Genomic DNA, 12,235 nt, shown 5'->3' on the forward strand with positions numbered 1-12,235 from the left:
TACTCCCTCAACCCTTGACGCCGCCGGCGGTCAGCCCCGAAATGATCCGGCGCTGGAATATCAAAACAAGCACAACGACCGGCACGGTGACGATCACCGACGCCGCCATGATGTTGCCCCAGGGGATTTCGAATTCGCTGTTGCCTGACAGCAGGGCGATGGCGACCGGGACGGTTCGCTGCGTATCGGACGATGTGAACGTCAGCGCGAAAAGGAACTCGTTCCAGGCGGTGATGAAGGCGAGCAGCCCGGTCGTCACCAGCGCCGGCCACATCAGCGGCATGAACACCTGGGTGACGATGACCCATGGCGAGGCGCCGTCGACGATCGCCGCCTCCTCGATCTCGATCGGCAATTCCCGCATGAAGGTGGTCAGCACCCAGACGGTGAAGGGGAGCGTGAAGATCATGTAGGAGAAGATCAGCGCGAAGGGCGTGTTGAAGATGCCGATCCAGCGGATGAGTTCGAAGAGGCCGGCAAGAACGGCAATCTGCGGGAACATCGACACCGAGAGGATCGTCAGCATCAACAGCGCCCGTCCGCGAAAGTGCACCCGAGCCAAAGCGAACGAAGCGGTGATCGAAAGCAGTAGCGATGCCGATACCACGACGCAGGCGATCATCGCGGAATTCGCAAGACTGCGGACGAAACCGCCCTGCCCCATCACCGAGGCATAGTTGCCGAAGGAGATCGAGGTCGGCCAATAATCGACTTTGAAAAGGGCCGTGCCAGTCTTCAGGCTGGTGAGGATCGCATAGTAGAATGGAAACACCGCAATGATGACGATGATCGTGACGAGCAGGTAGAAGAGCGTATTCTTGGTGATCGAAAGCAGCATCAGCGTTCCTCCCCGCCGAGCCTGACGCGGCCGAGCCAGATATAAAGGACGGTGACGGAAGCGATGATGAGGAAAAGCACCGTCGAGGCGGTAGCGCCGTAGGCGAACTTGTCGAAGTCGAACAGGTTTTCCCGCGCCATCACCGACATGGTCTTCGTCTGCGCATTGTTGGGCGTCAGAACATAGATCAGGTCGAAGATGCGCATCGCATCCAGCATCCGGAAGATCACGGCAACCATGATGGCAGGCCGGATCAGCGGCAGCGTCAGGCGCCAGAAAACCTTGACCGGATTGACGCCGTCGATCCTGGCCGCTTCATAAATATCTCCCGGCACCATCTGAAGTCCGGCAAGGATCAGAAGCGCCATGAAGGGCGTCGTCTTCCAGACGTCGACGATCAGCACGGCGATCATCGCCGTTTCCGGATTGGCGGTCCAGGCGATCTTCTCGCTGATCAGGCCAAGGCCGAGCAGGACATCATTCAGAATGCCGAACTGGTCGTTGAGCATCCAGGCCCACATCTTGGCCGAGACGATGGTCGGGATCGCCCAGGGAATGAGGATTGCCGCCCGGACGATGCCACGCCCGACGAATTGGGCGTTCAGCACCAACGCGACGATCAAGCCGAGCACAGTCTCGATCGTGACCGAAAGGAGAGTGAATTTGGCCGTGTTCCAGACGGCATTCCACCAGACCGGATCGGCCAGCAGGCCGCGATAGACGGTCTTTCCGCTCTTCAGCGTCACCCACGACAGATAATTGGCAAAGCCGACGAACTCAGCATTGCCAAGGTCGTTGAGCGACGCATTCGTAAAGCTGAAATAGATCGTTCTGAACAGCGGCCAGCCGGCGACGATAGCCAGGATCAACAGCGTCGGCGCCAGGAACACCCAGGCCGATCGGATGCGCTCGGATCGCAGCTCCGTAGAGGCCCTGAAACGGGAAACCCTAGGTTCAACTGCTTGTGGAACTGCGATTTCAGTCATGAAAGCCTAGCCCCTGTTTAGCCCTCCGGAGACTGGACCGACGACCTCCCGGCCGCCGGTCCCGTTCATCACCAGGCGTCGCCCTTGAGGGTCGTCAGGTCGGCTTCGAGGAGCTCGAGGTTCTCGGCGGCCAAGCCGCTGCCGGACAGCGTATTGTGCACTGCCGTCCAGAACTTCGAGGACACTTCGTTGTATTTCACCTTGGCGGTTGCCGAAGGACGCGGCACCGCATCCTGGAAAATGGGTTTCCAGTTGGGCATGAAGGGCTGCGCGGCGGCGACATCCTTGTCGTCATAAAGGTCCGTCAGTGTCGGCAGATTGGACAGCTCGATGGCGCGGGCCTTTTGAACGTCCTTCGACGCCAGGAATTTTACGAGCGCGATGGCTGCTTCCTGCTTTTCCGAATATTTCGACACCGCCAGGTTCCAGCCGCCGAGCGTCGAGGACGGCTTGTCGCCGGCGGCCGCGACCGGCAGCGTCATCACGTCGAACTTGCCCTTCACGGCGCTGTCGGCGCCGTTGCCGAGGGAATAGGCATAGGGCCAGTTGCGCATGAAGACGGCGTTTCCGGTCTGCCAGACGCCGCGCGATTCTTCTTCCTGATAGGCGAGCACGCCGGGCGGGGAGATCGTGCCGATCCAGCCTTTGGCGCGTTCAAGCGCTGCCGCCGCCTTTTCGTTGTTGATCGAGATCGTCCCGTCCGGCTCGACGATTTGGCCGCCGCCCGACGACTTCACCCATTCCAGTGCGTTGCAGGTCAGCCCCTCGTAGGAATTGCCCTGGAAGACGTAGCCCCAAAGGTCCTTCTGGCCGGCCTGGCGTTCCTTATCCTGGACCTCCTTGGCGGTTGCAGCCATCTCGTCCCAGGTCTTCGGCGGCTGCTTGCCGTATTTCTCGAGTAGGTCCTTTCGATAAAACAGCGCCGGAGCATCGGTAAACAACGGCAGCGCCACGAGCCGGCCGTTGACGGTCTGCGAGGCGATGATCGACGGGAAGAACTGGCCGGCCACGTCCTTGGTGGCTTCCTTCAGATCAATGAACTGGTCGGCGAGCTGCGGCGCCCAGATGACATCGGTCTGATAAACGTCGATGTCCTTGTTTCCTGCGGCAAGCCACAAGCGATATTGCGAGAACTGCTCGCTGCTCGATGACGGCATGGTGACGAGCTTCACCTGATTGCCGGTCTCCTTCTCGAAAATTGCGAGCTGCTTGTTCAGGAATTCGACGTTTTTCCCCGTGGTGTTCGCAGCAAACGAAATTTCGGCGGCATGGATGGGGCCAGCGGCGATAGCGAGGCCAAGCGCGGACAAGGCCAGAGCAAACTTTTTCATAATCTCCTCCCAGAAATTGAAATCGATTTGGCACACGGACCATTGCAGAAGGCTTCGGCGACGTCAAGATACCAAAACGGCTTCCGATGGTTGTACTTGCATGATAAAAATGCCTGAAATGCACGGTTAAAGGCATAAATTCCGGAGCAACAAATGATATTTCAAAGCCACACAATTGAAAACGTTTTCAATTTTCGCCGAATTGGCACTTGGCCGTTGCGCATCGCCAACGCATCGTCCATTGATTTCCGGGACAAAGAAGACACCGATGAAACTTCGTGAATTTGCAAAGCAGCTTGGGCTTTCTCCGACCACGGTCAGCCGCGCGCTCAGCGGCTATCCGGAGGTGAGCGAAACCACGCGTGCCCGGGTTGCAAGCGAAGCAATGCGGCTCGGCTATCGCCCCGATATCAATGCCGTGCGGCTAAAGACCGGGCGGGCCGGAGCGATAGGCGTCATGATGGGGCGCTCGGGAGAAATTCATTTCGCTGAATTCGTGTCGGGCATGGCGCAACGCCTGGAAACGACCGATACGGATATTCTCATCACACCGATTACCGCGCACAATGACGACGACGAGATACAGGCCTACCGGCGCCTAGTCGAAAGCCGCCGGGTGGACGCCGTGATCATTCATTCGCCTCGCCCCAGAGACCCGCGGATCGAGATGCTGAATGGCTTGGGCGTGCCTTTTCTGGTCCACGGCCGCTCGGAGACCGAGCATGTGCATGCGTGGCTCGATATCGACAATGAAAATGCCGTGCGCCGAACCACCGAGCACCTGCTCGATCTCGGGCACCGGCGCATTGCGATGATCAATGGCCTGCGAGGCAAGACCTATTCGATCCATCGCGAACAGGGTTTTCGGCTAGCCCATCAGGAGCGCGGGCTCACCGCAGATCCCAACCTCATGGCCTGCGACAAATTCTCCGACGAGAGCGGCTTTCGCCATGCCCGCTCTTTTCTGGAGAGCACCAATGCGCCGACCGCCATCGTTGCCGGTTCGACGATGACAGCGCTTGGTGTCTACCGCGCCGTCCGTTCGCTCGGAATGACGGTGGGGCAGGATGTTTCCGTCATCGCCCATGACGACGTCTTTCCCTATCTGACGGCCGAGAATATGGTCCCGTCGCTCTCGACCACGCGATCCTCCATGCGCGCCGCGGGCACACGCTGCGCCGAACTGACACTACAGCTCATCGCCGGCCGCCCCGCAGACGAGATCCACGAATTATGGCCGGTCGAACTGATCCTGCGGGAAAGTACCGCGCCGCCGCGCTGATGAGAGCAACCTCCCGATGCACGACTGTGTAGCCGCTGAAGTCCATCAGCCGGCATCGCGCCGCACTCCGCCATTTGCACGCACCAGCGCCATCAGCATCGGACCGATGGCAAATTCGCCTCTCTCGGTCCTTCGGGTGAGATCGCGGAGATAACCGCCGGGCGAATTGATGTGTCCGCCCCTTTCCAGAATGCAGGCGATCACCGTCGCCGCGTTTTCCGGCCCCATGCCGGCGCAGGCTTCCTCATAGGCCGAGGGGCTGACGCCGAGCATAGAGCGGACGACGACCGCAGCCGACATCAGGTCGCGCCAATTGCCGATCGTTCCGCCTGGCCCATAATCGAGAATTTGCGGGCAGGCCTGGAGAACGAGGCCGAGCGGGAAGGATTTCAGCGTATGACCCGCCATCGCATCTGCCGCGCCGGATTTCCTGCCGGTCGATGCCGGATGTTTCAATCTTTGCTCGTCCTGCGGCCCGGCGATCGGGTCGTTATCGGCCGCCGGCTTCGCGCCCTGCTTCGGTTCGAAGCTTGGTTCAAGTTCAGATGTGGAGTTGGGGTTTGAATTCTGTTTGTGGCGCTCAGTTTGAGACTCATTGGCGTCTATTTTTCTTAATTTTATATGTCTTTCCAGCAGGTTGACGGCTTCGTCGCGCAGCAGGCCCATCTCGTCGAGCAGTGAAGCCAATTCCTCGGCCCCTGCCACACGCGGAATCCTGCGCACGAGATCGCGAAACATCAGCGACATCTGCTCCCAGTCGCCCGGTACGGTTTCATCGAGCGCTGCCGAGATCAGCTTGGAGATATCCCGCCGGCAGAGAGTGAGACGTTCCCTGGTCGCCCGGATGAGCTCCCGGTCGGCAACCACCTCGGCGGCCAGACCTTCAATCTCGACCGCGCGGGCGAGCAGTGGCGCGACGCTGAAGCCGAAAGCCTCACCAATCTCCCCTGCCCTGTCTCGGCGCGCATAGCGCTTTCCGTTCGGGCTGTCCTTGCGCAGGATCAGACCGGCCTCGACCAGCACGGCAAGATGCCGCCGCAGTGTCGCCGGCGTCATTCCCCGGGCACGAAGCGAAAGCTGCGCGTTCGAAGGAAAGACGATCAGGCCCTTCTCCTCGGAAATCTCGTCATCGGGATAGAAGGTCAAAAGCGCATCGAGCACCGTCAACGCCCGATCGGTCACGCCGAGCACCGGGCGCGCCTCGCAGATCGCCCTGAACAGCTTCCACTTGCTGCGTCTCATTCCCGGCTCGATGGTCTCGGCCAGTTGCTGGCTTGCCAGCATGCCAAGCGACATCGGCCGCCGCCCAAAGGGCGTCGTCACATATCCACTCTCCATTGCCTTCACCTTCGTTCAGGCAAAAGAAAACCGTCCACCACTTTGGTGCCTAAGAACGCTTGACTGTGATTCGTGGAAATGCGATTCTCGATGTGCTTAAGATCTGAGAAGGGCTTCCACGACGGCGTCGTTGGGGGCCTTTTTCTTTTGCGCGCTACGCTCCTCTGTGCTTTTTGAACTCCTGGAACAGGCCCTGCAGCCGCTCCTGGACGAATTGATCGAAACCGGGCGCGGTCTTGCTGTCGAAGACGAAGGTGGCGCCGGACGCTGTTTTCTTGACTGTCACCGGCACGCCGCTGACCTCGGATTTGACCGCGGCCGGCTTTGGTGCCGCAGCCTTCTTCGCTGCCAGAACGAATGCCCGGTGAAACCGCTCGTCGCTCGAAATCCTGCGCGCGTCGTCCGCGGACAACTCCGCGGTGATCTTGTCGGCATCGGCATTTTCCAGCCGCTCGCCCAGTTCCAGCCATCGCCGCCGGCCGATATCAGGCGCAGCACCGATGGCATTGATGAGCGCCAAGGGCACCTGCCGTATCACGATCAGCATCCTCGACAGCGCCGCCTTGTCGACGCTCAGCGCCGCCATGATGACGTCGCGGCCGAAGCCGCGTTCCTCTAGCCGCGACGCGAAGAGGGCGCGCTCGACATAGGAGAGATTGGTCCGGGCGCTGTTTTCCTGGCCCTGGCTGACGACCAGCTGGCCATCTGTCAGATCGCGGACGACCGCGCGCACCCTGATGCCGATCTCTCTCGTGGCCGCCAGGCGACGATGGCCATAGGCGACCTGATAGCGGCCCTTGGCTTCCGGATGCGGACGCACGAGGATCGGGACCTGCTGCCCATGCTCGCGGATCTGCTCGACCAGCTCGGCGAGTTCAGCCGCGTCGATCGCCAGGCGGTCGCTGACGAAAGAACCGTCGATCAGGCCGGGATCGAGTTCGACGATCATCTGGCCGGCGGCAAGCTGCCGTTCCAGCTCGCTGGCGCGTTCCATCTTTTCGGTGATGTTGCCGAGCGTCTTGGTGATGCCGCCGACCGGCCCGCCGCTGCGCTCCTGCGGCACGAAGCCGGCAATCGGACGATTGTCGCGTGGCGCGACCGCTTCGGCCCTTGCCGGGTTCGGTGCGGAAATTTCGATGAGGTTCTTGCGCGCCATCCTATCTCCTTCCCCAGGTGGAGCGAATATGCGCTTCGATCTCACCATTCACGAGGTTCAGCGACTCCAGCGCCCGATCATAGGTTCCGCGCGTAAACTGCGACCGCTCGACCTCGTAGAGGGTCTGCTTGGTGACGCCAGCGTCGGAGACGGCCGTCGATTTCACCATGGCGTTGTGGAGCATGCGATTGCCGAAGATCGCCCGCATGAAGCCGGTCATCTGGCTTTGCGGCCCGTCATTCGGTTCGAACCGCGTCACGAGATAGCGCATCCAGTCATAGCTGGTGCGCCCGCCGGCCTTCTCGACGACGGACATGAGTTCGCTCGTCATCGTCAGGAACTGCGACATCGACATGACGTCGAGCATCTGCGGATGGACTGTGATCAGCACCGAGGTCGCCGCGCAGAGCGCCGACATCGTCAGGAAGCCGAGCTGGGGCGGGCAGTCGATGACGACGACGTCGTAGAGGCTTTCGATATCGGTCAGCACCTCGCCGATGCGGGCGAAGAACATGGTCTCCGCCGTGCCCGACGTCATGGCCTTCGGCGTCTCATGCTCGAATTCCATCAGTTCGAGATTGCCGGGGATGAGATGCAGGTTCGGCGTATAGGTGGCGCGCACGATATCGGCGATCGGGCGCGGATTGTCATAGCGGATTGCGCCGTAGATCGTTTCGCCCTCGCCGACGTCGAATTCCGGCTGATGGCCGAACAGCGCGGACAAGGAGGCCTGCGGGTCGAGGTCGACGGCAAGCACGCGGTAGCCCCGCAGCGCCATGAATTGCGCAAAATGGGCCGCGGTCGTGGTCTTGCCCGAGCCGCCCTTGAAATTCATCACGGAGACGATCTGGAGCTTTTCGCCCGGCCTGCGGAACGGAACATATTTCGGCGTTCCGTTCCGTTCGTCGAGGACGCGGCGGATCCGGTCCATGTCCATTGCGCTGTAGAGCCTGCGGCCATTCGGCAGCGGATCGGGCCCATGGCCGTCGGCCGCAACCTGCCTGAGATAACCTTCGCCGATGCCGATGAAAGCCGCGGCCTCCGCCGGAGAAAATGTCCTGATCGTCTTTTGCGACAGCGGGGGAAAGATTTTGGCCTGATGCTGCTGAAGCTGATAGGACAACTCCTTCGCATCCGTTGCCAGAAGCGACGGAAGGTGCTCTTGATCATCTTGAAGAGCAAGACTCGGCTGCATGATCTCTTTCCCACGTAACTGCGCAATTTTGAACGAAAGCGCTTCAGTTGCGCAGTTACTATATGCCGCGATTCGTGACTGAATTACAAATGCTTAACCAGAACCACGCATCAAGCCCCGGCAAAGGGGGCCGAAACCAAGCGATTTGGCCACTGGACGGGGCTGATTCGCATTGCCCGAAATGCCGAACAGGCAAGGGCCCTCATTTTGTTATACATATGAAATTCATTGGATTTTGCGACGCCGCTCGGCTGAGCAGCCAGCCCGAGCAATTCTCGCTATACCCGTCTAACCTCGACGAGCAGCCGCAAATAGCCACCGGCTGTCCTAGTCGCGGTTTGCAACCATCGGCAAGCTTCCCTCGTTTGGAAGACGGGAATCGACCTGTCGGGCGGCGGACACAAGGCGTCTCTTTGCACGGATCGCATGCCATTGTTGATCTATCAGGACGCCGATGAGGATCACGCCGCCCATGACCGCGAAGTTCAGCGACGACGGAATGCCGAGCAGGTTCACAAGATTTTGCAGCTCTTGCAACAGGACTGTGCCGAGCACGACGCCGACGAGCGACCCCTCACCGCCACGTAGCGAAAATCCACCGAGCACGGCGGCGGCAATCGCATAGAGTTCGTAGAATTGACCATGGCTCGCGGGCGAGATCGAGCGCGTGTACATGGCGAAATAGATCGCCGAGAGCGCCGTAAGCAATCCGCAGATGACATAGGCGCTCATAACCAATCGATCGGTCCGAATACCGGAATAGCGAGCAGCCTCTTCGTTTTTTCCGACCGCGTAGAGATAACGCCCGAAGACGGAACGATGCAGCACCAGCCACATGGCGACGGCAATAATGATCAAAGCAATGAAGGTGACGGGAATGCCATAGAACCGCCCGGCTGTTAGAAATTCGAGTTCTGGGAAACTCTGCCCGAAGGCAAACCCCGCCGTTCCGTCGGCAGTATAGAAGCGCGCTGCCCCCCGATAGATCAAGAGGCCGCAGAGGGTCACGACAAAGGGCTGCAAGTTGAGCCGGGTGATAAGCCAGCCGTGCACGGCGCCTATGACTGCGCCAAGCAGGAGAATGAGCGGCAGCGCCAGCGCCCAGGGCATATATTGTACCGCAACGAAATCGACGAACAACACGCCGAGAAGCGCCACGAGCGAGCCCACCGAAAGCTCGATACCGCCGGTAATGATGACAAAGGCCTGCCCCATCGACAGGATGCCAAACAGCCCGATCAGGTTGGCGGTGTTCGCAAGGTTGATCGGCAGCAAGAAGCGCGGATTGATGATGGCAACGACGATGCCGACGACGACGATCAAAAGCAGCAGTCCAAGATCTTTTTTGATCATTCGAGATTCCATCCCCGATATCGGTTTCTCATGGCCGCAGCCGCTATTTTACGCTTTTGCCGACAGCAAGCAAAAGGACACTTTCCTGACTGAATTCGTCCTCTTTCAGAATGCCGGCGATCTGGCCCTCGTGCATGACGGCAATGCGGTCAGAAACGCCAATCACCTCCTCCATGTCGCTGGAGATCATCAGGATGGCGACATCGGCATCGGCAAGCGCTCGCATCAGGCCGTAGATTTCATTTTTCGCGCCGACATCGATGCCGCGCGTCGGCTCGTCGAAGATCATCACCCTCGGACTCATCGACAACCATTTGGCCAAAACCACCTTCTGTTGGTTGCCACCGGACAGGGTGCCGGTTCGCGTCGACACGGAAGGCGCCTTGATACCGAGGCGAACACGCTGCTTTTCAGCGGCTGCAGTCTCCCGCTCAGCCGAAAGCATGAAACCGCGGGAAATCCTCGGAAGATCGGCGAGAGTTATATTCTGAGCGATGGGGAGGTCAAGAATGATGCCATTGCGCTTGCGATCCTCCGGCACCAGGAAGATGCCGCGAGCGACGGCGTCCCGAGCAGAACTGATGTCGATTCGGCGTCCGTCCTGCAGAATGGCTCCGCCGTAACTCCGGTCGATTCCGAAGAGTATCCTTGCAAGCTCGGTGCGGCCTGACCCAACGAGGCCTGCAAGCCCCAGGATTTCTCCGTATCTGATTTCCAGCTCAACCGGACGGCCGGGATAAGCACCGGTGCGCACGCCGCTGACCTTCAATGCGACCGCGCCCGGTGAGCGCTGCGGTTTTGCGGTCCGGGCCGCGAGCAGCCGGCCGATCATCAGCTTGACCATCTGGTCGTGGCCGATGTCTTTCCTGGCGAGCGTGCCCACAAGCGTGCCATCGCGCAATACGACCACCCGGTCCGCAACCCGCTCGACCTCGTGGAGACGGTGCGAGATGAAGATTACACTGATACCATCCGCCTTCAGCAACTTGATGATGTTCAGGAGCCGCTCGGTTTCGGCCAGCGGCAGGCTGGAGGTGGGTTCGTCGAAAATGACAAGCCTCGCCTTGATGGACAGCGCCTTGGCAATTTCCACCATCTGCTGCTCGGCAAGGGAAAGTGAGGCTACAGGTGTGTCTGCGGAAAAATTTGCCCCTACGCGCTTTAGGAGTGGGGTCACCAACTCTCGAAGTCGAGCGCGATCGACAAACTTGAAAGGTCCCGCCTTCAACGGCTCACGGCCTAGGAGGATATTGGCGGCAACGTCGAGATTGTCAAAAAGGTTGAGTTCTTGATGCACAAAGGCGATGCCCGATGCAATGCTCGATTCCACAGTGAGATGGCGATGTTCTGCGCCGTCGAGCAGGATCACGCCCCGATCCGGAGCGATCACGCCGCCGAGGATTTTCATCAGCGTCGACTTTCCGGCTCCGTTCTCGCCGACCAAGCCGATGACCTCTCCCGGCGCGATGTCGAGCGACAACCCCTCAAGCGCTACGACGCCTGGATAAGTCTTGCCAACGCCGGAAAGCGAAAGGAACGGCGTTGCAGGCGGGTTCGGTGACGGGATGTCTGAGTTCTGGTTCATCGCCTGTCCATGACTGCTGGTGCTGCGGCATGAAACGTCTTTTGCGGCGGGGAGCACTCCCGCCGCAAAAGAGGATTACTTTCCAGCCATGGCCTTCAGGTTCGCGGCATATTTATCAACGTCATCCTTGCCGATGACTACTGTCGGAATGATGATCAAGCCGTTGCTGGGAACGCCTGATTTGTCGCCCTTGAGGTAGGCGGCCATCAACTTCATCCCCTGATATGCCCATTCGAACGGCTGCTGCACCACGGTTGCCGCGACCGTGCCTTCCTTGACGCCGCCGAGCGTGATCGGATCGTCGTCAAAGCCGACGACCGTGATCTGCCCAAGCTTTCCGGCGTCGCGCAGTGCCTCATAGATGCGTGGCGTGTTATAAGAATAGAAGCCGACCATGCAGGTCACGTCCGGGCTGGCCACCAGTGCATCTTCGACATTCTTTTTTGCGCGCGTCTGATCGATATCGTCGCCGCGCACATCTGTCAGCTCGATCTTCGTGCCCTTAAGCCCGTCCTTCATGCCCTGGATGCGTTCCTTGGCATTATCGGCGCCGAGGAGCCCAACAAAACCGATGCACTTGCCGCCATCCGGCATTGCCTTCTTCGCGATTTCGGCCGCCTGCAGACCCGCGTCGATGTTGGATGAACCAATATAGGCGACACGGTTGGTCTGCGGCGCATCGCTATCGGTCGTGAAGAGAGCTGTCTGTGAGCCGATCTTGTTCAAGCCCTCAGTCTGAGTCTTGGGATCGACCGCGGAAACCATGATTCCCTTGACGCCAGCACTAACCAGGTCTTCCATCAGGCGCTGCTGGATGGCTACCGACGCCTGTTCAGGGTATTTCAGCTCCAGTTGGTAGTCAGGCAATTCGGTCTGGGCCTTCTTCACGCCCGCTTCCGCGGCTTTCCAGAAGTCAGACGCTCCGTTGACAACGAAGGCAAGAGTCGGCTTGTCGGCGGCATCGGCTACTGCAATTGGCGCCGCAGTCAGTATCAGCCCGGCAAGGAACAAGGCTGCATTCCGTTTCAGCTGTTTCATGGCATACCTCCCGAGGGGCCGCACTCGCGCGAACCCGTTTGCGATACACGGCCGGCCGAATGCGCGCCCCCTCCTAGGGCCGTCGCAACGCGACAAGTGGCATTGGTTCCGATCGCCCCCTGACGGTATACAA

The 12,235-nt window shown here is 59.8% G+C and carries 10 protein-coding genes; 1 reads left to right on the top strand and 9 read right to left on the bottom strand.

Features of this window, described 5'->3' with window-relative positions:
* Positions 1 to 7 precede the first annotated feature (7 nt).
* From QD408_RS07645 to QD408_RS07655, 3 genes are all read right to left on the bottom strand, one after another.
* Positions 8 to 838, bottom strand: a complete 831-nt coding sequence (locus QD408_RS07645; RefSeq protein WP_414138880.1) for a carbohydrate ABC transporter permease — start codon at positions 836 to 838, stop codon at positions 8 to 10.
* Positions 838 to 1,824 (bottom strand): carbohydrate ABC transporter permease, encoded by a 987-nt coding sequence (locus QD408_RS07650; protein ID WP_414138881.1) that lies wholly within the window; start codon positions 1,822 to 1,824, stop codon positions 838 to 840. Before QD408_RS07650 ends, QD408_RS07645 begins: the two co-directional genes overlap by 1 nt.
* 68 nt (positions 1,825 to 1,892) lie before the next feature.
* Positions 1,893 to 3,155, bottom strand: coding sequence for an ABC transporter substrate-binding protein (locus QD408_RS07655; protein WP_414138882.1), 1,263 nt, complete (start codon positions 3,153 to 3,155; stop codon positions 1,893 to 1,895).
* Positions 3,156 to 3,423: 268 nt separating this feature from the next.
* On the opposite strand from QD408_RS07655, the gene QD408_RS07660 reads away from it, so the two are divergent.
* Positions 3,424 to 4,437 (top strand): substrate-binding domain-containing protein, encoded by a 1,014-nt coding sequence (locus tag QD408_RS07660; protein ID WP_414139012.1) that lies wholly within the window; start codon positions 3,424 to 3,426, stop codon positions 4,435 to 4,437.
* Positions 4,438 to 4,482: 45 nt separating this feature from the next.
* On the opposite strand, the gene repC is transcribed toward QD408_RS07660, so the two are convergent.
* From repC to QD408_RS07690, 6 genes are all read right to left on the bottom strand, one after another.
* Positions 4,483 to 5,775 (bottom strand): plasmid replication protein RepC, encoded by a 1,293-nt coding sequence (repC, locus tag QD408_RS07665; RefSeq protein ID WP_414138883.1) that lies wholly within the window; start codon positions 5,773 to 5,775, stop codon positions 4,483 to 4,485.
* Between the two features lie 154 nt (positions 5,776 to 5,929).
* Positions 5,930 to 6,931 carry a plasmid partitioning protein RepB gene (gene repB, locus QD408_RS07670; protein ID WP_414138884.1) on the bottom strand — a complete coding sequence of 334 codons (1,002 nt, stop codon included), beginning with the start codon at positions 6,929 to 6,931 and terminating at the stop codon, positions 5,930 to 5,932.
* Between the two features lies 1 nt (position 6,932).
* Positions 6,933 to 8,126, bottom strand: a complete 1,194-nt coding sequence (gene repA / locus QD408_RS07675; RefSeq protein WP_414138885.1) for a plasmid partitioning protein RepA — start codon at positions 8,124 to 8,126, stop codon at positions 6,933 to 6,935.
* A 327-nt stretch (positions 8,127 to 8,453) separates the two neighbouring features.
* Entirely contained in the window at positions 8,454 to 9,479 is a 1,026-nt protein-coding gene (locus QD408_RS07680) for an ABC transporter permease (RefSeq protein ID WP_414138886.1), read from the bottom strand.
* 43 nt (positions 9,480 to 9,522) lie between these two features.
* Positions 9,523 to 11,064 carry a sugar ABC transporter ATP-binding protein gene (locus QD408_RS07685; RefSeq protein WP_414138887.1) on the bottom strand — a complete coding sequence of 514 codons (1,542 nt, stop codon included), beginning with the start codon at positions 11,062 to 11,064 and terminating at the stop codon, positions 9,523 to 9,525.
* Positions 11,065 to 11,139: 75 nt separating this feature from the next.
* Positions 11,140 to 12,102: a sugar-binding protein gene (locus QD408_RS07690; protein WP_414138888.1), complete on the bottom strand. Its 963-nt coding sequence runs from the start codon at positions 12,100 to 12,102 to the stop codon at positions 11,140 to 11,142.
* Positions 12,103 to 12,235 lie beyond the last annotated feature (133 nt).

Source organism: Rhizobium sp. BR 249 (assembly GCF_047445895.1).
Lineage (GTDB): Bacteria > Pseudomonadota > Alphaproteobacteria > Rhizobiales > Rhizobiaceae > Rhizobium.